Annotated in this window: 26 protein-coding genes, 1 pseudogene and 1 riboswitch; of the genes and pseudogenes, 8 read left to right on the top strand and 19 right to left on the bottom strand. The window is 47.9% G+C overall.

Features of this window, described 5'->3' with window-relative positions:
• Positions 1 to 30: 30 nt before the first annotated feature.
• The 3 genes from glcT to KNP62_RS00120 form a co-directional block, all read right to left on the bottom strand.
• Complete coding sequence (glcT, locus tag KNP62_RS00130) at positions 31 to 876, bottom strand: glucose PTS transporter transcription antiterminator GlcT (RefSeq protein WP_214746281.1); 846 nt, start codon at positions 874 to 876, stop codon at positions 31 to 33.
• Between the two features lie 104 nt (positions 877 to 980).
• Entirely contained in the window at positions 981 to 1298 is a 318-nt protein-coding gene (locus tag KNP62_RS00125) for a YuiB family protein (RefSeq protein ID WP_012726819.1), read from the bottom strand.
• Positions 1299 to 1425: 127 nt separating this feature from the next.
• Positions 1426 to 2637: an NAD(P)/FAD-dependent oxidoreductase gene (locus KNP62_RS00120; protein WP_214746276.1), complete on the bottom strand. Its 1212-nt coding sequence runs from the start codon at positions 2635 to 2637 to the stop codon at positions 1426 to 1428.
• Between the two features lie 263 nt (positions 2638 to 2900).
• Here KNP62_RS00120 and KNP62_RS00115 point away from each other — a divergent pair, with 263 nt between their 5' ends.
• Complete coding sequence (locus KNP62_RS00115) at positions 2901 to 3878, top strand: NAD(P)/FAD-dependent oxidoreductase (protein WP_074033516.1); 978 nt, start codon at positions 2901 to 2903, stop codon at positions 3876 to 3878.
• 39 nt (positions 3879 to 3917) lie between these two features.
• On the opposite strand, the gene KNP62_RS00110 is transcribed toward KNP62_RS00115, so the two are convergent.
• Positions 3918 to 4772: an NAD-dependent epimerase/dehydratase family protein gene (locus tag KNP62_RS00110; RefSeq protein WP_214782046.1), complete on the bottom strand. Its 855-nt coding sequence runs from the start codon at positions 4770 to 4772 to the stop codon at positions 3918 to 3920.
• Positions 4773 to 4884: 112 nt separating this feature from the next.
• Positions 4885 to 5241 carry a HesB/IscA family protein gene (locus tag KNP62_RS00105; RefSeq protein WP_074033519.1) on the bottom strand — a complete coding sequence of 119 codons (357 nt, stop codon included), beginning with the start codon at positions 5239 to 5241 and terminating at the stop codon, positions 4885 to 4887.
• 98 nt (positions 5242 to 5339) lie between these two features.
• A riboswitch (FMN riboswitch) is annotated at positions 5340 to 5482 on the top strand.
• 163 nt (positions 5483 to 5645) lie between these two features.
• Here KNP62_RS00105 and KNP62_RS00100 point away from each other — a divergent pair.
• Both KNP62_RS00100 and KNP62_RS00095 read left to right on the top strand, forming a co-directional pair.
• Positions 5646 to 6233, top strand: a complete 588-nt coding sequence (locus tag KNP62_RS00100) for an ECF transporter S component (protein ID WP_214693438.1) — start codon at positions 5646 to 5648, stop codon at positions 6231 to 6233.
• 71 nt (positions 6234 to 6304) lie between these two features.
• A complete protein-coding gene (locus tag KNP62_RS00095) occupies positions 6305 to 6877 on the top strand; it encodes a nucleotidyltransferase family protein (protein WP_214782043.1) in 573 nt (190 codons plus the stop codon).
• A 40-nt stretch (positions 6878 to 6917) separates the two neighbouring features.
• Here the strand turns inward: KNP62_RS00095 and KNP62_RS00090 are convergent, their stop codons facing one another.
• Positions 6918 to 8129 (bottom strand): NupC/NupG family nucleoside CNT transporter, encoded by a 1212-nt coding sequence (locus KNP62_RS00090; protein ID WP_214782040.1) that lies wholly within the window; start codon positions 8127 to 8129, stop codon positions 6918 to 6920.
• A 202-nt stretch (positions 8130 to 8331) separates the two neighbouring features.
• On the bottom strand, positions 8332 to 8568 hold the full coding sequence (locus tag KNP62_RS00085) for a YuzB family protein (protein WP_074033523.1): 237 nt from the start codon (positions 8566 to 8568) through the stop codon (positions 8332 to 8334).
• Positions 8569 to 8666: 98 nt separating this feature from the next.
• On the opposite strand from KNP62_RS00085, the gene KNP62_RS00080 reads away from it, so the two are divergent.
• Positions 8667 to 9722, top strand: a complete 1056-nt coding sequence (locus tag KNP62_RS00080; protein ID WP_214746262.1) for an NAD(P)/FAD-dependent oxidoreductase — start codon at positions 8667 to 8669, stop codon at positions 9720 to 9722.
• Positions 9723 to 9964: 242 nt separating this feature from the next.
• On the top strand, positions 9965 to 11395 hold the full coding sequence (locus KNP62_RS00075) for a S8 family serine peptidase (protein WP_214782037.1): 1431 nt from the start codon (positions 9965 to 9967) through the stop codon (positions 11393 to 11395).
• Positions 11396 to 11621: 226 nt separating this feature from the next.
• Here the strand turns inward: KNP62_RS00075 and KNP62_RS00070 are convergent, their stop codons facing one another.
• Positions 11622 to 11909: a YuzD family protein gene (locus KNP62_RS00070; RefSeq protein ID WP_224861643.1), complete on the bottom strand. Its 288-nt coding sequence runs from the start codon at positions 11907 to 11909 to the stop codon at positions 11622 to 11624.
• 128 nt (positions 11910 to 12037) lie between these two features.
• Here KNP62_RS00070 and KNP62_RS00065 point away from each other — a divergent pair, with 128 nt between their 5' ends.
• Positions 12038 to 12265 (top strand): NifU family protein, encoded by a 228-nt coding sequence (locus KNP62_RS00065; protein ID WP_012726833.1) that lies wholly within the window; start codon positions 12038 to 12040, stop codon positions 12263 to 12265.
• A gap of 19 nt (positions 12266 to 12284) precedes the next feature.
• Here the strand turns inward: KNP62_RS00065 and KNP62_RS00060 are convergent, their stop codons facing one another.
• Both KNP62_RS00060 and KNP62_RS00055 read right to left on the bottom strand, forming a co-directional pair.
• On the bottom strand, positions 12285 to 13064 hold the full coding sequence (locus KNP62_RS00060) for a TIGR01457 family HAD-type hydrolase (protein ID WP_214693457.1): 780 nt from the start codon (positions 13062 to 13064) through the stop codon (positions 12285 to 12287).
• A 4-nt stretch (positions 13065 to 13068) separates the two neighbouring features.
• Positions 13069 to 13512: a DUF86 domain-containing protein gene (locus KNP62_RS00055; protein ID WP_074033528.1), complete on the bottom strand. Its 444-nt coding sequence runs from the start codon at positions 13510 to 13512 to the stop codon at positions 13069 to 13071.
• A 158-nt stretch (positions 13513 to 13670) separates the two neighbouring features.
• Here KNP62_RS00055 and glpX point away from each other — a divergent pair, with 158 nt between their 5' ends.
• Entirely contained in the window at positions 13671 to 14651 is a 981-nt protein-coding gene (gene glpX / locus KNP62_RS00050) for a class II fructose-bisphosphatase (protein WP_047795127.1), read from the top strand.
• A 43-nt stretch (positions 14652 to 14694) separates the two neighbouring features.
• On the opposite strand, the gene KNP62_RS00045 is transcribed toward glpX, so the two are convergent.
• From KNP62_RS00045 to KNP62_RS00010, 8 genes are all read right to left on the bottom strand, one after another.
• Positions 14695 to 15366, bottom strand: a complete 672-nt coding sequence (locus KNP62_RS00045) for a DUF975 family protein (RefSeq protein ID WP_074033529.1) — start codon at positions 15364 to 15366, stop codon at positions 14695 to 14697.
• Between the two features lie 102 nt (positions 15367 to 15468).
• A complete protein-coding gene (locus KNP62_RS00040) occupies positions 15469 to 15774 on the bottom strand; it encodes a hypothetical protein (RefSeq protein WP_074033530.1) in 306 nt (101 codons plus the stop codon).
• 163 nt (positions 15775 to 15937) lie between these two features.
• Positions 15938 to 16306: a YutD family protein gene (locus KNP62_RS00035; protein ID WP_074033531.1), complete on the bottom strand. Its 369-nt coding sequence runs from the start codon at positions 16304 to 16306 to the stop codon at positions 15938 to 15940.
• A gap of 48 nt (positions 16307 to 16354) precedes the next feature.
• Positions 16355 to 17701 (bottom strand): bifunctional metallophosphatase/5'-nucleotidase, encoded by a 1347-nt coding sequence (locus tag KNP62_RS00030; protein ID WP_214782032.1) that lies wholly within the window; start codon positions 17699 to 17701, stop codon positions 16355 to 16357.
• A gap of 9 nt (positions 17702 to 17710) precedes the next feature.
• Positions 17711 to 18556, bottom strand: coding sequence for a DUF72 domain-containing protein (locus KNP62_RS00025; protein ID WP_214782029.1), 846 nt, complete (start codon positions 18554 to 18556; stop codon positions 17711 to 17713).
• An 11-nt stretch (positions 18557 to 18567) separates the two neighbouring features.
• Positions 18568 to 19749, bottom strand: coding sequence for an MFS transporter (locus tag KNP62_RS00020; RefSeq protein ID WP_214782026.1), 1182 nt, complete (start codon positions 19747 to 19749; stop codon positions 18568 to 18570).
• Positions 19750 to 19854: 105 nt separating this feature from the next.
• Positions 19855 to 21174: a branched-chain amino acid transport system II carrier protein gene (gene brnQ / locus KNP62_RS00015; RefSeq protein WP_214782023.1), complete on the bottom strand. Its 1320-nt coding sequence runs from the start codon at positions 21172 to 21174 to the stop codon at positions 19855 to 19857.
• Positions 21175 to 21378: 204 nt separating this feature from the next.
• The gene (locus tag KNP62_RS00010) at positions 21379 to 21651 is read right to left on the bottom strand and encodes an acylphosphatase (RefSeq protein ID WP_214782020.1); all 273 of its coding nucleotides are present in this window, start codon (positions 21649 to 21651) and stop codon (positions 21379 to 21381) included.
• A gap of 91 nt (positions 21652 to 21742) precedes the next feature.
• On the opposite strand from KNP62_RS00010, the pseudogene KNP62_RS15765 reads away from it, so the two are divergent.
• A pseudogene (locus KNP62_RS15765) lies at positions 21743 to 21880 on the top strand (sodium:alanine symporter family protein); the annotation flags it as partial.
• Positions 21881 to 22001: 121 nt separating this feature from the next.
• Here the strand turns inward: KNP62_RS15765 and KNP62_RS00005 are convergent.
• A partial coding sequence (locus KNP62_RS00005) for an RNA-guided endonuclease TnpB family protein (protein ID WP_214782017.1) occupies positions 22002 to 22703 on the bottom strand: 702 nt, incomplete at its 5' end.

Here is a 22703-nt window from a genome sequence, read left to right as displayed (position 1 = left end):
ATCAGTAACACGTAAGACACGTGGTATCATTTATCTACTTGTTAGGCGCTGGAGATGCATCGTCAAATATGTCGCTTCACCTCGTGGGACGGGACGCTTTAACTCGCGTTCCATGATGCCCATCAGCTCCCAAGCAGTACTATAGCATAGCGGATATTCGTCGCGCAACACCTTTTCAATTTTTTGTGGTGCCTCGACCATCTCACCCGTCGCAACCCGCTCAACGGCGTACCTTAAGTGCCGAAGTAAGCGCTTATAATCGAGTGAAGTTCGGTCCAATTTTACGTTCAAACGACTCTCAATCGTCTGGACGATTTGGCCGATGATTTGGTTATGACGATTCACTTCCAGGACATTTTTGAACGTCGTCGCTGAGTGAATATGGAGGGCAATGAATCCAGTCTCCGCATCTGGAAGAAGTACGTTCAATCGTTCATGGAACATATCGACGATTCGTTCCGCGAGCGCAAACTCGTTTGGATAAAGGGATTCCGTCTCAAGTAAAAACGGATTCGTCACTTCCATCCCTTGCTCGATTCGTTTCATCGTGAAGAACAAATGGTCGGTCAAGCCGATATGAATGTGCTCATCGACTTTTTTACCCGTACTCGTCTCGATGAAGCCGACGATTTCTTGCATGAACGCAATAAAATCCTCATCGACATGTTTGACGAGCTCTTGATACTGCGACTGTTCTTCTTTATCTGTCAGTTGATACACTTTCTCCGGGACGCTGGCCGGGTCGACGAGGTCGCCTGGTTTTTTGCCAAAGCCAATTCCCTTCCCGAGTAGAATGACTTCCGGATCCGTATCATGTTGACAAATGACAACGCTATTATTCAACACTTTTTTGATCGTATACATCGGTAATGTCATTCGCATCGCATCCCTTACTAAAAATCGTTTCGCTATCTAGTATATCGGTTCATGCCCTAAAAAAGTAGGGACAAAACAAAAAAGGCGAACATTTCTGTCGCCATTTAAAACATTGAATAACCGCTCTTTCGTAAGAAACGAATCGTCACGCCAGCCAAGATTGCTCCGAGCAACCCGAAACCGAGCATGAACAAATCGAGAAGTTGCAATCCGACGAGTCCTTCATAGATTCCCGTGAGTGCAGTTGACGTCTCGGTCACGTAACTCGAAAGTTTGACATTATCAATCATCATGATGACAAAAATCGGATAAATGAACACGAGTGTCCATGTCTTTTTAAGTAACATATTCAAGATGAAGCCGATACTGAAAAAAATCGTCATATATAAGACGGCCCCAATGACTGCTTGGATAATATGCATGTGATGTCCCCCTTGTCCGCTCTCCATTATACAAAATTCTGACCGACGTGGTCAAAGAACTTCCTATGACAATTTCGAAAGAAAACAGCTCGTTCTGAATCAGAACGAGCCGTACGTTAATCGAAAATTAGAACTTCCCTTTTTTGAGGACAAGTCCGTATTTTTTCAATTCGATGAAGTGTTTGTTGTCGATGACTTTCTTCATGAATGAAGCGTTGCGACCGAAGATTTTTTTACCCATGACGATTCCGATTCCATCGTTATGACCGAGTGAAGCAACTGTTCCTTTGCTCTCGTAAGTGAACTTCGAAGTCGATTTGCCATTGATGAGCGCAGCGATGTTTTTCGCAACGTTGTGCGCTTGTTGTGTTGCGATTTGTGCCGTCGGTGGGTATGGACGGTTCGAAGCAGGGTCCATGACTGCCGAGCAGTCACCGATGATGAAGACGTTGTCGTGACCTGGTGCACGGTTATCCGCTTCCACCATGACACGGTTACGAACCGCTTCAAATCCTGATTTTTCGATGATCGGGCTACCACTTACGCCACCTGTCCAGATGATCGTGTTGGCGTGGATCGTTTCCGTCGTGTCACCTTGAAGTGGACCAAACGTAACGACACCTGGCTCAACACCTTTGATTCCGTTACCGAGTTTCATCTCGACACCGTTACGCTCCAACCATTTCTGTGCGTACGTTGTGAGTTCTGGGTCGAAACCTGGAAGAACCGTTGGCGCTGCTTCAATGTTGACGATACGAACAGCTTCGCGTGGAACGTCATATTGTTTGCAAAGCTCTGGGATTCGGTTGACGATTTCACCGAGGAATTCGATTCCCGTGAATCCAGCACCACCGACAACAATCGTTACGAACGAGCTGTCAGAAGAACCGTTTGTTTTATATTGAGCGAATGAGTACTCGATGTGCTCTTTAATTTTACGAACACTGTTCAATGAGCTAATTGTCATGGCATTTTCTTTCAAGCCTGGGATACCGAATGTTTCCGGTACACCGCCGAGACCGATGACAACGTAGTCGTATTCGACGACGGAACCATCTTCAAGCGTAACTTGTTTCGCAGCAGTATCGACGCGATCGACGATCCCTTTGACAAGTTTCACACGTGATGGGTTCACAATATCGTTAATGTAAATGCGTGCTTGGTCTGGGTTCATCGTTCCAGCAGCTGGTTCGTGAAGCCAAGTCGTTTGGTAGTGATAATCATGCTTGTTGATGAGCGTGATGTTCGCGTCACCTGCAGCGAGTGTCTTTTGAAGGTTGACGGCTGTGATGAGTCCGCCAAAGCCCGCGCCAAGAATAACAATGTTAGGTCGTTTCATGTTCATTTCCACCTTGTTTAAAGTTTTGTTTTTTCGAACAACTATGTTGTGTGTTTCTTCACATAGATGTTCACAATAAAGCCCATTCTTGTTCAACATCTGTTCACAATTGCTTCTGTTTCATTGTACGCTCTTTAAATTGAATTCTCAATGGAAAAGCTTATCTTCTTGAATTTTTTTTGAAAGTGTTGCATGTTTGTACTGAATGGATTTAATTCAATAAACTCTCTATAATAAATGTATACGCTTTGAGGAGGAATTCGATGAAGACGACGAAAGATGTAATCATCATCGGTGGAGGTCCGGTTGGACTGTTCACCGCATTTTATGCAGGCATGCGCCAACTCGATACGACGTTGATTGAAAGTTTACCGCAACTCGGCGGTCAATTGTCAACGCTCTATCCTGAAAAATATATTTATGACATCGCTGGCTTCCCGAAAGTGAAAGCACAGGATCTGATCGATCAATTAAAAGCACAGGCTGATCAATTCGAGCAAGACTACCGCCTTGGCGAAACGGTCGAAACGGTGGAACGTCTCGAGGACGGCACGTTCGTTTTGACGACGAATAAAGAAGAGTACCATACGAAAGCGGTCATTATCACTGCCGGAAACGGTGCCTTCTCGGCTCGTCCACTCGGTCTTGACGGTTGCGAAGATTACGCAAACCTTCATTACTTTGTCGACAACATGGAGAAATTCCGTGATCGCCGCGTCATGATTGCCGGTGGTGGCGACTCTGCTGTCGACTGGGCACTCATGCTCGAAGGGATCGCGAAAGAAGTACACATCGTCCACCGCCGTGACCGTTTCCGTGCTCACGAACATACGGTCGAACAAATGAAGGCATCGACGATTAATGTCCTTACGCCGTACAACATCGAGTCACTCTCAGGTGAGACACACATCGAATCTGTTGAATTGACGGATAAGGACGGCGAGTCGAAAATCGTTGAGATCGATGATTTGATTTGTAACTACGGATTCGTGTCATCTCTTGGCCCAATCAAGAACTGGGGAATGGAATTTGAGAAGAACACGATCCGTGTCGACTCACGCATGGAAACGACAGTTGCCGGGATCTTCGCTTGTGGTGATATCGCCACATACGAAGGAAAAGTGAAGCTGATTGCGACAGGTTTTGGTGAAGCACCAATTGCCATCAATCAAGTGAAGCAACTTGTGGACCCGACTGCACGTCATCCGCAACACTCGACATCTGTATTTGCCGGGAAATAATGATCAATCCTCTGTGGACCGTGTCCACAGAGGATTTTTTCATTTCCGCATCGTCTGAATGATGACCCGGTCAATCCAGTCATCGAGTTGCGTGAACACGAAGCCCGCCTTTTTCGCTTCAGCGATCGACATGTAATAGTCGACGTCCGAATCATATGGGGACGACTCCCCATCTTTTATGATATGGACCGGTTTTCCGACATGTTGTCCGATTCGCTCCATTAAAGCACCCATGGAGATGAGACCGTCACTCGCTGCGTTGAAAGGACCAGTCACGTTCGCACGTCCCACCCATTCTAAAAATGCTGCTGCTTCCGCACTCGAGATGAAGCCCATCTTCGCTTCTGGATGATGCAGCACAATCGGTTCCTCGTTGCGAATCGCGTCCACATAAAATTTGAGTCGATCTGTATAATCATCTGGTCCGAGGACGATCGGTAAGCGTACGGTCGCAACTGGGAATGAAGCTCGATGGAAGAAGAACGACTCAGCTTCTCGCTTCCCTTGTCCGTAGTCATGCTCAGCCTCTAGATGATATTCATAATGGAGCGGATTAAAGTCACTTTCTTTTAATTCAGGACCCGGCGCGTAAACCGACATTGTAGACGTCAGGACATACTTTCCGACCTTGTCCAAGAACGCATCTGAGGCGATTTTTGCCTGATACGGAGTAAAACAAATGTTGTCATAGACGAGATCGTAACGTTCGCGTGCCAAGTCTTTCATCGTCGCGACCGATTGCCGGTCTCCTTTGATGGACCGAATCCCTTCGGCTTCCGGCACTTGCAACTGCCCCCTCGTCACAATCGTCACATCATCCCCCGCCTCCGCGAGTCGTAAGGCAAGTCGTTTCCCGAAATAGCGCGATCCTCCAAAAATCAATACTTTCCTCATCACCCTAGCCCCCTTCAATACGATTCTCTTCCCTACATTCCCTTTCCCCGACGTTCCGTAACTGGTCGAATCGCACAAAAAAAAGACTATGGCGCTCCATAGTCTAAAATAATTAACATTCTCCTGGTGTACCGGCGTTCGTCGCCGTTCGGAAACTTGAACCGCAGCCACACGTGGCGATGGCATTCGGGTTTTTAATCGTGAAACCCCCACCGAGCATCGACTGTTTGTAGTCAATCTCGAGCCCATCGACGACCCCGTGATCGACTTCTGCGACGATGACGCGGACGCCGTGATGGTCGAATTGAATATCTTTATCCGTCTTCTCCTCATCAAAGCCCATTCCATATGAAAGTCCTGTACATCCGCCACCTTGGACCTTCACTCGCAAGTATTGCGCATCTGGACGTTCGGTCTGTTTCATCATCTCTTGCACTTGAAGTGCTGCTGATTCTGTCAAATGAATCATCTGAACTCCTCCTCATTTTATCTTCATTTCAAGTCAATTGACTTGTAGTTTTGTACATTATCTTGTATAACTAAACTGTAACAAAAAAAATTAAATCGTTCCATCTTCGGGGCAGGGTGAAATTCCCGACCGGCGGTATTGAAGAATTTATTCTTCTCAGCCCGTGAGCGAGCAAGGCGTTGCTTGCTGATTTCGTGAGATTCGAAAGCCGACAGTACAGTCTGGATGGGAGAAGATGGCGGCATCCGACCGATATCCGGATGTTTTCTTTGACGTGGACTTTTCCACCTTGGAAAACATCTATTTCGTATGCGCGTAAACTCTCCCGATTGTCTTCATTGCAATCGGGTTTTTATATGCGACGGGTGCCATTCATCGAGGAGCGACCTAAAGGAGAGATTCTGATGAAAACTACGCGCAACAAACGACTGACAACTATGGTGACTTTGGCGATGCTAGGGACGATCTCGTTCGTACTCATGCTATTCAACTTCCCGCTCCCATTTTTACCACCATTCCTCAAAGTGGATTTCAGTGACATTCCTGCACTCATTGCCGGAATCGTCTTTTCCCCACTCGCAGGTGTCGTGGTCGTCGGATTGAAAAACGTCTTGTACTATGTCTTTAACGGTGGCGGTGTCCCGGTCGGAGAAGTCGCAAACTTCTTCGCAGGTGTCGCATTCATGTACCCGGTCGCATGGTTCTACCACAAACGGAAGACGAACAAAGCACTCGCTTCCGGACTACTCGCCGGTACAATCACGATGGCACTCAGCCTCGCCATTTTAAACTATCTCGTCATCTTGCCAGCCTATGCTTTCTTCTTCGGAATGGCAGATATGGCCGACCCGGCCGTGAAGACGGACCTCGTCCTTTACGGGATCTTACCGTTCAACTTGATTAAAGCAATCTTGATCAGCGCACTCTTCGTTCCACTCTTCTTGAAATTGAAGCCGTGGATCGAACGTCAGCGCGTACAACTTCAAGCATAATCGATATACGAGCACTTAGGCGTTGCCTAGGTGCTTTTTTTCAATCCGATGGATCAGGAGGAGTTTGATTGATGAAACATGAAGAGGATTTGATTGATTTTTTACAACAAGATGCAGAACTTATGAATCACCTTCGCACCGTTGCTACCCTTCGTCTGCCAGACTGGTGGATTTGCGCGGGCTATATTCGCGCAAAAATATGGGACCATCTTCATGGATACGATGCACCGACCCAAACGGACGACGTCGATGTGATTTATTTCGACCTTACCCAGTCGGAAGAATCCATCGAAAAAGAATTAGAACAGGTGTTGAATCAACTCGACCCGAGCGTACCTTGGTCTGTAAAAAACCAAGCGAGGATGCATCATGTGAACCATTTGCCACCATATACGTCATCGGTCGATGCGCTAGCGCACTTCCCCGAGACGGTGACCGCAATCGGGGTACGTCTCAATGTAGACGGTGAGCTCATTCTCTCAGCACCCTATGGCGTTCAAGACCTTCTCACACTACAAGCTAGACCTACACCGTATTTTGAAACAAGCACCCCAAAACATCCAATCTACTTGAAACGAATGGCTCAAAAAAATTGGACAGCTCAATGGCCGAACGTCAAATTGTATATATCATCCCTACACTAAAAAACGCGACCACCGAAGTGATCGCGTTTTCTTATACTAATTAGAGAAGAAGTCCAGCCAATGTAGCTGACATCAAGTTTGCAAGCGTACCTGCGAGAATTGCGAGGACACCCATACGTGCGATGTCACCACGACGGTTTGGCGCCATACCACCAAGACCACCGAGAAGGATCGCGAGTGATGAAATGTTTGCGAAACCACAAAGTGCGAATGCGATCATTGCTTCTGTACGAGCTGACAAATCACCAGTACCGATGATTGGTGCAAACTCAGAGAAGGCAACGAATTCGTTCAAGACTAATTTTTGACCGAGGAAGCTACCAAATTGTACTGCATCTGCCCATGGTACACCGATGACGAATGCAAGTGGCGCGAACACGTAACCAAGGATCAATTCGAGTGACAAGCTATCAAATCCGAAGAGTCCGCCGACTGAACCGAGGATCAAGTTGACGAGCGCAATCAATGAAACGAACGCGAGAAGCATTGCACCGACGTTCAAAGCAAGGAAGAGACCGTCAGAAGCACCACGTGCCGCTGCATCGACGAAGTTCGCCGCTCTGTCTTCTTCTTCCTCTGCAATCTCGATGTCATCATCGTATTCTTCTGTTTCTGGAACGATGATTTTCGCGAACAAGAGACCAGCTGGAGCTGCCATGAAGCTCGCTGCGAGCAAGTACTCGAGCGGTACACCGAGTGCTGCGTATCCAGCAAGTACAGAACCGGCAACCGATGCAAGACCACCGACCATAACTGCGAAGAGCTCAGACTGTGTCATCGTAGGAAGGTAAGGCTTGATGACAAGCGGTGCTTCCGTTTGACCGACGAAAATGTTTGCTGTTGCTGAAAGTGACTCTTTACGTGACGTTCCTAAGGCTTTCGCGAGTGCCGTACCGAGGATACGGATGACCCACTGCATGACGCCAAGGTAGTAGAGTAACGCGATTAATGATGACATGAAAACGATAATCGGAAGGACTTGGAATGCGAAGACGAAGTTGTCACCGCCGACCGCTGTTCCGAATACGAACGCGATCCCGTCACCGGCCGTATTCAAGATGGCTTGAACCCCGCTCGAGATCCATTCAAGTGCCGAACGTCCCCAAGACGTGTACAGTACAAGGAAAGCAAACGCGAATTGAACAGCGAACGCTGCCAAGACCGTGCGCCATTTGATGGCTTTACGGTTGGTAGAGAAGATGTAAGCGATTGCAATTAGTGCCAAAATACCAACCACACTCATGATTTTCATTGATGTTGTGCTCCTTTCATATTAAACAAAGCGATTATATGTGTCATACCCGAAAAGAGATGTGCCCTACCGTTTGAAACGCTTTCTTTTTCTCGTTGTTAAACGTCAGACAACCTACATTCGAACCTCTTAGAATATAACATCCATCTTTTTAAAATGCAACGGGTGAAATAAAAAAGTTTGAGGTCATCCCTCAAACTTTTTACCATGCCATCTCTTCTATTTTTTCATACACCTTCGTCACTAACTCATCCGGTGTTTCACCGGTCACGACTTCCCCGTCGACGAGGCAAAAGAGATCAAGGGAACAGACGCCACAGTAGCCTGTACAGCCGTATTCGACCACATCGAGATCAGGATCAGACTCTAATTTCGCTCGGGCCACTTGTGAGCCCATCGCTAAATTCGAGGCGCAAAATTCGATGATTGGATTCATCATATATGTCACCGTCTTTCTTTACGTGAATTATCGGAAAATGGTTCTTCTACGGCAGATTATAACATGATACAGTTGAAGAGTAACAAAGGGGGATTATTATGCGCAAATTAGTCGTCTTAGGGGGCGGTTACGGGGGTATGCGTGTCATCGAAAGAGTTCTTGGACATCAGTTGAAGGACGTATCGGTCACGCTCGTCGATCGCTTACCTTATCATGGATTAAAAACAGAGTATTATGCGCTCGCTGCAGGAACAGTCTCGGACCGCGATATTCGCATCGATTTTCCGGAAGAAATTGACTACATATACGGACAAGTCACGGATATCGATACGGAAGACAAGATGGTTCTTCTCGCGAGTGGAGAAAAAGTACCGTATGATGACCTCGTCATCGGATTAGGCTGTGAAGACAAATATCATAACGTCCAAGGGGCAGCAGAGTTCACGTACAGTATTCAAACACTTGAAGAATCACGAAAAACACAGCAAGCGATCAACGGGTTACGGCCTGGCTCGGTCGTCTCGGTCGTTGGAGCCGGATTATCCGGCGTCGAACTCGCAAGCGAACTACGCGAGAGTCGTCCTGATTTGACGGTTCGCTTGTTTGACCGTGGACCTTCCGTATTATCATTCTTATCCAATCGTGTCTCCATGTATGTGCAATCTTGGTTCGAAGAGCACGGAGTCGAAGTCATCAACAACGCCAACATTACGCGCGTCGATGCCGATGGATTATGGAACCATGAAGATTTGTTCCCTTCCGACTTGACCGTATGGACAGCCGGTATTCAACCGGTCGCTGTCGTACGCAATCAAGGATGGGAGCTTGATGGAGGCGGACGTGTCAAACTGACGGAGCACCATTTCGTCCCTGGCCTACCAGACGTATTTGTCGTCGGAGACAATGCGAGCTTGCCATACGCACCGTCCGGACAGCTCGCCGAAGCTCAGGCGGAACAAATCGTTCAAGTGCTCCTCTGTAAATGGAAAGGACTTGCCTATCCAGAGTTACCAGACATCAAATTGAAAGGGACGCTCGGTTCCCTCGGTAAGAAAGCAGGCTTCGGGGTGTTCATGGGGAAACAATCACTCACCGGCAAAGTCGCCCGCTTGTTGAAGTCCGGCATTCTTTGGAAACATAAAGTCATCAAGTAAACAATTGCGAATGGACCTGACGGGTCGATTCGCTTTTTTCATGCACCGCATCACCGATTTTCTGTTACCGTTACGTCCTCTTGAGTCAAAAGTCTTGTATCTGAATCCCCTGTATCCTTATCTAAATATTCAGATTTTTAATGCCATCGACATATTCTATCCGTTGGAAATACTTGTTACTCTATGAACACGGCAGTACGACATCCTGTCATCTTGCCTACTACCTTAAAGGAGGAAACAAGTTGAAGAAAATCTGTAGCACCGTCCTTGCATCATTGCTCGTCTTATCAACCGTCCCAGGAGGCGCGGAAGCCGCCCCGAACAAGGAGAAAGAACGCGTCCTCGTCGTCTTCAAAGAATCGGCAAAGAAAATCCCGCTCTCGATTGAAGGCATGGAAGTTAAACAACAGTATTCGAATATTCCTGCAGCAGCACTCGAAGTTCCGAAAGCTGCCTTGAACGGACTGAAGAATAACCCGCATGTCGCACACGTGGAAGTCGATCAAACGGTACATATCGAAAACCAAAACCAGGATTGGGGAATCCCTAAACTTCAAGCTCCTTCCGCTTGGCAAAGTGGATTCACTGGGAAAGGTGTCAAAGTATCCGTCGTTGATACGGGTATTTCCGCTCACCCTGACTTAACGATTGCTGGTGGTGCCTCGTTTAGTACGGTCACGAGTTCTTACGCCGACGATAACGGTCACGGTACGCACGTCGCCGGGATTATCGGAGCCCGTAACAACAGCATCGGTACGGTCGGAATCGCTCACGAGGCAAGCATCTATGCCGTCAAAGCACTTGAGGCGAACGGTAGCGGTAGTCTATCAAGCATCATCGCCGGTATTGATTGGTCGATCACAAATGACATGGACATCATCAACTTGAGTCTTGGGACGACAAGCCCTTCGACGACACTCCAACAAGTCGTAGATCGTGCGAATAACGCAGGCATCCTTGTCGTTGCGGCAGCCGGAAACAACGGACGTACCGATGGGTCGGGCGATCTCGTTAACTACCCAGCGCGTTACAGTTCGGCAATCGCCGTCGCTGCGACGGATATCAACAACAACCGTGCCTCGTTCTCAGCGACAGGTGGCACAGTCGAAGTCGCAGCACCTGGTGTCAGCATCAATTCAACCCTCTCAAATGGCGGCTACGGTCAAATGAGCGGGACATCGATGGCGACGCCTTACGTTGCAGGTAACCTTGCGCTCATGAAGCAAGCCTTCCCAACGTTATCGAGCACGCAACTCCGTACGAAATTATCGCAAGATTCGATTGACCTCGGTACGGCAGGTCGTGACACTTGGTTCGGAAATGGACTCGTCCAAGCCCCTACTTCTGGTGGTACGACACAACCGGTACAAGCACTCACGGCGACAGTATCGACTTCGAAGTCATACTACTACGCGGGTGAAGTCGTCTCGATTTCTTCAACAGTACGTAATTCGAATGGCCAAGCGGTCGCGAACGCCGATGTCCGTGTGACGGTCACACAACCGAACGGCGCGACACTCGTCGGTACAGGCAAGACGAATGCTTCAGGAGCGATCACGTTCACACTCTCTACGAACTCTTGGTCACAACGCGGTACGTATCAAGTGAAGTCTGACGCGACGCTAACTGGTTACACGGCTGGTTCAGCAACGTCTTCGTTCCAACTTCTTTAACCGAAAAAAATCGAGCGCTTCGCTCGACTTCACTGATTGACGAACCAAGTCGCATCATACGACCTGGTTCGTCTTTTTTTGATTCCAATTCATCAGGTAAAGTGTTCAACAAGTACTCTAGTTTTGTAAAACTGATAAAACAAATCCTCATATTTCGTTTTCGAAAGAATAGGTAAACAAAAAACGAACCTTGCCTTCGCATGGTCCGCCTGTCGTCAATACTCATTTATGATTGCTTCGCTTCAATCGCCGCATATACTTTTCTTAACTGAACGACGCCTTCATCAATTACTTCCCCGTCTAACAAGACGAGCGGATAGAACCATTCGTCCTCTTTAAGTGCCTGTGCAAACTCGTCTTCACTCTGTTCGAAGTCGATATATTCGAACGAAAAGGATTGCTCTGGATACTTTCGTCCGAGTGCACTTTGTAACCATTCATACGTCTCGGTCGAACTCGGTGCACCGACACAACTCGCACATTGAACTTCAGCCCCATATACCGTAATTTTCATCTTCATTCCCCCTCAAAACCATTATACAAAATCCTTCCCTTACTCGATGATGAAACGCTCAGCGTAAATGATTGAGAAACACTCTCAAACTTGCTAGAATAAAGTAGAACGAGAAAGGGGTAGATACCATGGAAATGTTTGATCAAGTCCAAGAAGTGCTCGATAAATTGCGTCCGTTCTTGCTTCGTGACGGCGGAGACGTCGAACTCGTAGATGTCGAAGAAGGCATCGTCAAGCTCCGTTTGATGGGTGCTTGCGGCAGCTGCCCGTCTTCAACAATCACGCTAAAAGCTGGTATTGAGCGTGCGCTCATCGAAGAAGTACCAGGCATCGTCGAAGTAGAACAAGTATTCTAAGCAAAAAGGGAGACATTCGTCATCCCTTTTTTTCATGCTTCCATTCATCTAAGCTCTCAACCATATAGGTTGGGAGTTTTTCTTGTTCTTGGATAAATGCCGGTCCATGTACACCTGAATTCACATGGAGTGTACGAATGCCACCGTTGATTCCAAATAAAATATCTGTGTGATAGTTATCCCCTACCATGACGACATCTTCTTTATTCAACCCAATCATATCGAGTGCGATGTCAATCATGACCGGTTCCGGCTTTCCGATGAAGAAAGGATCTTTCTCCGTCGTCACGGTCAACACAGACGTGAGTGATCCGTTCCCCGGTAAAAATCCACGTTCGGTCGGAATGGCGATATCCCCATTCGTCGAGATGAATCGAGCCCCTGAACGGATGGCGATTGCGCCTCGCGCCAACTTCTCATACGTGATGTGTCGGTCGAGTCCGATGACCACGTAGTCCGCCTTCGGTTCGTCCGTGACATGAAAACCACGAGACTCTAACGCGAGACGGAGTCCGTCTTCCCCAATCATATAGACGGTTGCTCCTGGCGACATCTTCTCAATATAAAAAGCTGTCGCCATCGCGCTCGTCAAGACGTTTTCTGCCTTCACATTTGCGCCCATCGCAATCAATTTATCCGCGATCTGTTGTTGTGTCATCGATGCGTTGTTCGTGACGAACAAATACGGGACGCCCGTCGCTTCTAGTTCGTTGACGAAATCAACCGCTGCCTGAACGGGTTCTGTACCGGCATACATCGTGCCGTCTAAATCAAACAAATATCCTTTAATCGGTTCCATCCAATCACTCGCTTTCTGGTAAGAATGCGGACACTGGTCCAAGCTCGACTTCTAAGTAGTGACGAACTTGTGCGGAGAATGCCGTGAAGTCTTGTTTTGACGTTTTCACCCACTCATCAAATTTTGATGCGTCGGCGTGCACAAACTCACGAACGTAATAGGCACGTAATCCGACGAGCGCTTTCGTCGCGTTCGCCGTCGTTTCATCAAGTACACGCTCATCCAGTAAGATGTCGACAATGTCTTCATAACTGCCCGGATCTCGCATAATGAACCCGTCAATCATCGAGTTCCCAACATCGATGACACCTTCCATAAGAAGGACGGCCATTCGCTGTTTCGCAAGCTCCACCGTGAACGCATCCCCCGTCAATTGATCGGTGTGCGCTAACATCGTCTCCATTTGTTCCAGTGTCTGATTAATCTTCTCTCTATTCACAAAATACATGATGATCCCCCCTGCTGTTAATACTAATGCTTTTTCGGTCAGGAGAAAAGAATCTGTCCTATTTACATCATTTATAAAATTGTGATACACTAATCAACGGATTTAAACCGTAAAAAGTATAACACATTGAATAGAGATAACGTGGAGGGTACAACATTATGGAACGTGAATTAGCATTAGAAATCGTACGGGCAACAGAAGCAGCAGCACTCGCATCATCGAAATGGATTGGACGCGGTCAAAAGAACGAGGCCGATGATGCAGCAACGTCAGCGATGCGAGAAGTTCTCGGAACGGTCAACATGGATGCGACAGTTGTCATCGGAGAAGGTGAACTCGATGAGGCCCCAATGCTCTACATCGGGGAAAAACTCGGAACGACATTCGGTCCGAAAGTTGACATCGCTGTCGACCCACTCGAAGGAACATCCATTGTCGCAAAAGGCCTTGGAGATGCGATGGTCGTCATCGCCGTTGCTGATGAAGGTGCCCTCCTCCACGCACCCGATATGTACATGGACAAGCTTGTCGTCGGTCCAAACTTAAAAGGGAAAGTCTCCCTCGACGAACCGCTCGAGTCAATCATTGAAAAAGCTGCGAAATATAATAATAAGCGCATCGAAGAAGTAACGGTCATCATGCAAGACCGTGACCGCCACGAACACCTTCGTCAAGCCGTCATGAATGTCGGCGCACGTGTCAAGCTCTTCGAGGATGGCGATGTCTCTGCCGGAATCGCTGCTGCCGTCAAATCGAACCCAATCGATATTTTCATCAGTACAGGCGGAGCTCCTGAAGGAGTCATCACAGCCGCTGCTGTCAAAGCGCTTGGTGGAGACATGCAGGCCCGTTTACATCCGATGAACGAAGAGGAATCAGCTCGCGTCATCTCAATGGGAATTGAAGACCCACTTCAACTCCTTACGCTCGACGACCTCGTCAAGAGCGACGACTGCATCTTTGCTGCGACGGGTGTCACGTCAGGTGAGTTGCTCGATGGCGTCAAGTTCTTGACGGATGATATCGTCGAGACGACGTCACTCGTCATGCGCTCGAAGACACGCACGATTCGTAAAGTCGTGGCTGAACATCACTTGTCATTGAAACCATACTTACAAAAAACTGAAGTCAACGCCTAAAAAAAACGCCTTGCTCAATAAAATGAGCGAGGCGTTTTTTTGATTAGAATCCTTGTTCCGTTCCGTGTACCGGCTCGTCCGAACCAACTTGATTGTCGCGAATCGAGTCATAGAACGTCGCATACGTTGTCGAGAAGTAAGGCCCGATGAAGAAGAACCCAATCCCTAGTGTCAAAATACCGACGAGGAACCATCCGAAGAACGACAAGAAGAGCATGAATGCTTCCATCTTGTGCCCGTCCATGAGACGACGCGATTCTGTGATCGATTCAAGTGCTGAAAGCTCAGGCTGATCGCGTAAGATATACGGCGTAAGCGAGTACGAGAATCCTTTGATAATTCCAGGTACGATGAGCAATAATGTCCACAATACGAGGAACACACCCATCACGAAAGACGTGATGACATGTTTCACATAACGTTTTTGGAACGGCTTGAACAATGTCGAGAGTGATGCGCCATTTCCGCGTGATACGTTAAGCGCGAGCCATGACCAACCGATGGCAAGTGGTGCAATCAAGATTTGAAGAACGTTCGACACGAAACTTAACGTGACGTCTGTCGATGTGAGCGGCTCTGTAGAATTCGGGTCCACAGGTGGAGCAAATCCTTGTGGAATCCCGTTGATGATCATGAACAAGAGTGCCAATCCAGCCATGAGCCACCATTTTCCTTTCAGTGCTTGTCGTGCATGTTGTTTCCATTCAGATCTCATTGTAACCCATCCTTTTTTATAGTCTTCTCTACAGTGTACGTGAAAAGGTTGAAGGACGTTTCAAAAAAACATAAAAAAGGGAAAGGATTTTTCCCTTTCCGTTTAACGAATCATTACGTTACCTAAAAAGAACTGAGACATGGATAAGATCAACAAGAGCACTCCGAGCGAAAATGCAAGGTGAGACGTAACTTTGAAGACGCGACTCCGTAAAAAAGAGTGGCTGTATTCAAAGCGACGGACGATCAACACATGAATGAGTTCAAAAAGAATGACTGCCGCCGTAAAATAGAAGGTCATCATGATGTGAAAGCCAAAAAAGAACATGGCCAGTATCCCTAGTCCGAGATTATGAATTCGATTATGGACGTCATCCCGATCCCCGACGGTCGTTTGTACATGTTGCATCCAATCACCTCACTCTAAAAACCAAAACTACGTAGCTATCCTTAATGACAATTTATCACATTTTTCCAACCCTTAAACTCGAAGTCATGACTTTTTACCTAAACGAAATATTTGGAAATTAACTGTAATATAGAAATATAAAAAGTGCTGATTGCTCAGCACTTTACGCATTCGTCTCTTCAGTCTTGTTAAACTTCCGCTTCAACTTCAGTTTCTGCTTCGTTCCACCAAAGACAGGACCACTCTCTTCTTCGTTAATGTCCGTCTCTTTCTTCAGAACGAAATAAGGACATCCGAAATTACAATACTCGTATACATAGTCCATCACGTGATCAATCCGGTTCTCATACGTCGCTAACTTTGATTGCGGTTCATAGAACCCCTTCAAACGTAGCTGTCCGTGTCCCCAGTCACCGACAATATAGTCGTATTTATCAAGCACGTCACTATACCGTGCGATAAACGCTTCTTCATCAAATCCGTCGCGCTTCTCTTCTAAAACGGTATATCCGTGGCGATTCACTCGAATCATCGTTCCCACCTCCACTCTACTATCATAGCATGTCCCGCTATGACGGCTCTATCCTTTTCGAATGACCTCATGACGAGCGACAATTGTCTCTCGCAACACATCTCGTAGTAATTCCGGCATGAAATATCGCTTCGGCTGGTCTGCTAAGTATGGAAGGAGCGGGCCAAACGTCAACATATCGACTGTCGCGACGCGATATGTCCGATTCAAATCTAGCTTTTCTCCCATAACGTAGTACTGACCGTCCTGCTGTTCGATTTGATACAGACTCGGCTCACCGAGTACGGTGCCTCTGAATCCTAGACCTCTGACGTGCATATTCGTGAACGTTTCCTCATTCACGTCATGTAAAAATCGTTCGAGCGTCTTACCATCAAGTGTCAGGACACATGGGTTGATTGGATGTGGACAGATCCGATGCAACATGTTCAGCGTGACTTTTCCTGGAGCGAGACCGTCTAGGACGACTCCGGACGGAATGATTCCGACATCGGCTGCACACCATTCGACCATCCCTTCTACAAGCAACTCACTAAGCGGAGAATACCCGAACCAATCAGATGCATATCCTTCTGTTTCTGCAATTGTGATATCAAGGAGGCGTTCGGCATCTGCCCCTTCTGTATCTAACAACGCCAACGTATCTGGACTATCTGATTGTTGTGACAGTTCGTGGAGGCGAGCTTCTTTCGAAACGACTCCTGACTCATCGAGCGTCAGCGTCACTTCCCCGACATACTTCCCATATTTCCCGGCTTGTGCAATGAGCACTCCGTTCGTCGTCACGCCTTCATCTAAAACGTGATGCGTATGGGCCCCGAGGATGACGTCAATGTCAGGATACATGTCTGCTAATCGTTCATCCCCGAAGAAACCGAGATGACTGAGTGCGATGATGACATCACAATGTGCCAACCGCTCTAGCGCTCGCTTTGTCGCTTCGTAAGGCGATTCGATTTGCCAACCAAGTTCGGGATACAACTCTTCATAAGGGGCTGTGACACCAAATAAGCCAATTTTCAACCCATCACGCTCAAGAACAAGCGTTTCTTCGACCCAATCTGGTCGCGACCCGTCTGCTTCATACACATTCCCAAGCAAAATCGGGAACGTAGCCTCTTCATATAGATCGGCTAACCAATCGTGTGGAAACGTGATGCCTTCATTGTTTCCAATCGTGACGGCCGTCGGTTGAAGTCGCTCGAGTAAGCGAACGTTCAACTTTCCGCGCGTCACCTCAGTCGCCGGATGTGTGCGATCGGCATGATCTCCTAAATCAAAATAGAGTGTATCGTCCGTACGCCGTTCTTCTAGAAATGAAACAAGTTTCGGCCATTGGTCGAACTTTGAGTGAAGATCATTATAGTGAAAAATAGTAAGTTTCGTCACGGCCATCCCTTCCTTCTAAAACAGACTAATTTGTCTAGGTGCAAGCTCGTATTCGAGCCCGAGAATTTCAATCAAACGCTTGGCGTTCGGAGCCGCGTCCCCGGCCGAGTTGTTGTTAAAGTATACATACACGTCTTTCGCTTCACGGTCAATCTCGCGGAGCGAGGTAGCGAGTTCCTGAAGCTCTTCCTCGCTATAGCGATATAGACAACGGACGTGCCGCCATTCCTGACTCGTCATCCCCGGCTTTTTAAGCCAACCTGACGTATTGCGTCCATGCAATCGTACGACGGCTACCTCAGGATGTGTCACGACCGGCACGAACGGAATACTGCTCTCTTTCGTCTGTGGCTCATCACAAATCGTATTGATGAATCGCTGTTCCTTTAAAAATTGAAGCGTACGATCCCGGAACGCCTCAGAGAACCAAGTTGGATTACGAAACTCGATGGCAATCTCATAATCAGAGAGTTCGGCACGGAGTGTTCGCAAATAGTCGAGATGTGGTTTCGATACGTCGAACCAAGGCGGAAGCTGGACGAGCACGGCCCGTAACTTCCCTGCCTGTTTTAATGGATCGACCGAAACACGATAACGCTCAAACAACTCAATAAGTGGCGTTTTGGGTTCACGGTCATGCCCGCTCATTTCCCGGGAAACTTTGACGACGAATTGGAAGTGGTCCGGTGTCTCAGTATCCCACTTCTCGAAATTTTTCACGGGTTGTATCGCATAAAATGTCGAATCGACTTCAACGGTCGGGAAGTGACCCGCGTATGTCGATAGTTTATGTTTTCGTTCCTCTGGGGTCGTGTATAACAAATCGTGGTCACCCCATCCAGTCACACCAACGTAAATCATAGCGTCCTCCTTTATGACTCCGAAATGACGGTCGCTTTCCGTTTCGACCAGTTCCATGTGCCTGTATACGTAATGAGCAACAAGACCAGCCCCATGATGAACGGATAGCGCATATCAATATCAAACGCAATACCCGCGAGTGTCGGTCCTAAAATATTTCCGATGCTCATATAGGCGTTGTTCATCCCCATCGCAAGTCCCTGCTCGTTTCCGGCAAGTTTTGAGACGAGCGTGTTCAATACCGGGCGCAAGATCGACGTCGACAAGAAAATGACGAGTGTCACTGCAAAGAACAACATATACGTTCCCGCGAAGAGCGATAATAAGAAACCAAACGCCGCGAGCGCGATGAAGGCGAGAACGACTTTGACCTCTCCCATCAACTCGACTAAACGGTCTACCGCGAACAGTTGGACGATGACGCTGACAACGCCCGTTCCCGTCACCATGATGGCAATCTCTTGAGGCGTCGCGCTGAACATCTCGCTGACGTATAATCCAAGCACTGATTCATACGCCATGAGTCCGAACGCCATGACCAAGTTGATCAATAACACGAAGAAGTATGGTTTACGTGTCGACATGACCAATTGTGTCGGTAACGATTCCTTTATTTTCGGTGCTACGTAAGGGGCACGGTCCGGTTCTTTTAAAAGAAGGACGGATGAAATGACAGCAATGAACGAAACGATTGCTGAGACGAGTAATGGCGTCTTTAGCCCGAACTCGGCAAAAAATCCACCAATCCCTGGTCCGACGACAATCCCTAGTGACATTGCCGCGGAAATATAACTGTTCCCTCGCGCTCGCTGTTCGAGCGTCGTGATATCCGCGACATAGGCAAAGATGGCAGGAATCAATAACGCTGCCCCGACTCCCCCAATGGCACGCGATACGAGCAAGATTGTTAAATTATCCGATAGGTAGAAGACGCCCATCGAGATAGTGAATCCAATCAGACCGAGAATGATCATGAGTCGGCGCCCGTAGACGTCCGCCCATTTCCCCGCAATCGGTGACATGACGAGTTGAGCACCCGCGAATACGGAAATCATCAACCCGGCGGCGGTTCCCCCTTCGCCAATCATCTTTAAGTAATCCGGAATAATCGGGATGATGATCCCGAAGCCGGCGACGGCGATAAACATATTTAACATGAGGATCGCCAATTGATTTTTTTGTTTTGTTGTCAACGCATGTCACTCCCTTTTCATCTTTCCATTTTACTGTTTGAGCTCACATCCAGGCAAACAATAAGACAGAAAAAAGCCCATCCTTGACCAAAGGATGGGCTAGACTTATGAGATGCGTGACTGAGCAAGTGATTCTTGTGACGTTCCCTTCGGAAGAAGGAGTGTGATCGCATAGACAATCATCGTTGGAACCGCCCAAGCAAGACCGATTTCCGCCATTGGTAAGTTTCCGATCCAAGAAGTGACCGCAGACGGCTGGATGCCGTTCCACGTTTCAAAGAACGAGAGCACGAGCGCCGTATAAATCGTCGCTTTCATCGCCACACCAGGGTTTCGCTGAAGTCGTTCTGTCACCGATACGAGCACGAGCGCGATCATGACCGGATAGAGAAGCGTGAGAAGTGGGACCGCGATTTGGATCAACGTGCCCAATCCGACGAGTGAGATCAAATAGCCGAACAATGTAGTCGCGATGACGACATGGTGGTATTTGAGTGAATCAAACTGGTTGCTGATGAAGCGTGAGAACTCTGAGATGAGTCCGACCGCTGTCGTCAAACAAGCGAGGAAGACCGCTAACCCGAGAGCGAGCATTCCGACTTGGCCATATGACGTACCAGCGAACGCTTGGAGAAGGCTTGCACCACTCGTTGTTCCTTCTGCGACCGTCATATTCGCACCGATTGATCCGAGCGAGATGTAGACGAGCATCAAACAGGTAACCGCGAGCATCCCTGCAGAGCGAAGGAGTGAAGACGCTTCTTTTTGGTCACTCAATCCATTGGCTTTCAAGGTGACGAGGACGATTGCCCCAAAGACGAGGGCCCCGAATACATCCATCGTCAAATAACCTTGTTGGAAACCTTGGCCGAGTGCGCCAACCCATGTCTCAAATCCTTCTGCTGGAGCTCCTGGCTCTCCGAGTGGAGCGACAAGGTTCGTGATTCCAATCGCTGCGAGCAAGAACAAGAGGATTGGTGTGATGATTCGTCCGATGACTTCAATCAACTTTTGAGCACGAAGCGTCAAGAAGAACGTCAACCCGAAAAAGACGGTCGAACTCATCGCGAGTGTCAAAGTTGAAGGTGCATCGAGAAACGGAACGAGTCCCATTTCATACGTGACAGCAGCCGTACGTGGGATTCCGAAGAATGGCCCGATGGCTACGTACATCAATCCCGTCAAGACGAGCGCGAGACGTTTTGGAATATAACGAGCAATTTGGTCTGTTCCGCCGCCGACCCGAGCGACTGCGAACAAAGCAAGAAGCGGTAAACCGACACCCGTAATGACGAACCCGATCATCGCCGGTACGAGGTTTTCCCCCGCCAAGGCGCCGAGCTCTGGTGGGAACAGCAAGTTCCCGGCCCCAAAGAATAAAGCAAAAATCGTAAACGCTAACGGGAACAATGTCGATTTTTTCATACAACTACCTCCATACACTTGATATTCCGAACGACTTAACAAAAAAATAATAACTAAATTTTCTGACAATATATCGCTTGGTCTATTTCATTATACACACTTCCTATCGTTTGACCACCCCATCTCCAAAATTCGAGGTTTAATTTTTTGAAATGTAGATTTCATAAAAAAATCCCCCTTCGACATGAAGGAGAATGTAAGCGTTTAATAACGAATGTCAAACTTCCGGAATCCTTGATCGTCTGTTTTCGCTTCATCAATTCGCTCGACGCCGACGAAACGATTTCCGTCTTGTAAAGCTTTTTGAAATGACTCGATGTCTTCACTCGTGCCTTCTACATGAAGTTCGACCGTTCCGTCATTCAAGTTTCGAACCCATCCTTTGATTCCGTATTGGCGAGCTGTCTCTTGTGAAAAGTTTCGAAACCCGACGCCTTGGACACGTCCAGATACGACCAAATGTTTGGCGACTCTCATTCTATATTCCTCCTTTATTTTGACAAAAATGTTTAGAGTCCTTACTTTAGGAAACGGTATTTAAGTAAAATAATGGAATTTAAGTGGTTATATATATGCAGTTATCGATATTGTCACGAATTTTTTAAATTGGCTTTGGGGAGTGCCAATCATCTCGTTACTCGTCTTGTCCGGTGTATTTCTCACCATCAAACTTGGTTTCTTTCAGTTTCGCTATCCGATCTACATATGTGAACTACTCGCACTTATTCGCTTCGCAAATTGAAGTGGGAGCTTCTTGGGAAGACCGTGCTCTTACTAGCCACGGTTGTTTACCAAGCTCGTCGGGCAGTCCCTGCCCTGAAGGATTGTCAGTCGGCCAACATCAATAGGTTGATGCTCGCGTTGATGTCACGGTCATGATGCGCGCCACAGGCACACGTCCATTCACGGACATCCATCGCCTTCTTCTCGCCTTTTACGCCGCAAGTGGAACAGATTTGAGTGGATGCGAACCATTGATCCGCCTTGATGAGCGTCCGTCCGTAGAAGTTTGATTTGTACTCGAGTTGCCGGACGAACTCGTACCAGCTGACATCCCCGATGGACTTCGCCACCTTGTGATCCTTCATCATGTCCTTCGACTTCAATGTCTCCACGACGATGACTTGGTTCTCGTCAACGATCCGTCTCGACAGTTTGTGAAGGAAGTCCTTGCGTTGGTTGGCAATCTTTTCGTGTTTCTTGGCCAAAAGTAATTTGGCCTTTTCACGATTCTTGCTCCCGATCTTCTTTCGCGACAGCGCCCGTTGCGCCTTCTTGACCTTCGCTTCGGATTGTCGAAGGAAACGTGGGTTTTCGATTTTCTCCGATACCATCGCGTCGTTCGTCATGACGGCGAGGTGTTCCAGACCGAGATCGATCCCGACCTTGTTCTCGGCTGGGATCCATGGTTCATCGTCCTGTTTGACGAGGATGGAGACAAAGAACTTGCCCGTCTTGGTCATCGAGACCGTCGCCGACCGGATGACGCCCTCGAACGGGCGATGTTGTGTGAACCGCACGAACCCGAC

Origin of the sequence: Exiguobacterium sp. s183, from assembly GCF_018617655.1 — a bacterium.
In the GTDB taxonomy this organism is placed as follows: domain Bacteria; phylum Bacillota; class Bacilli; order Exiguobacteriales; family Exiguobacteriaceae; genus Exiguobacterium; species Exiguobacterium aestuarii_A.
Note: the sequence above shows the minus strand (reverse complement) of the source record. Positions and strands in the feature narration are given on the sequence as shown.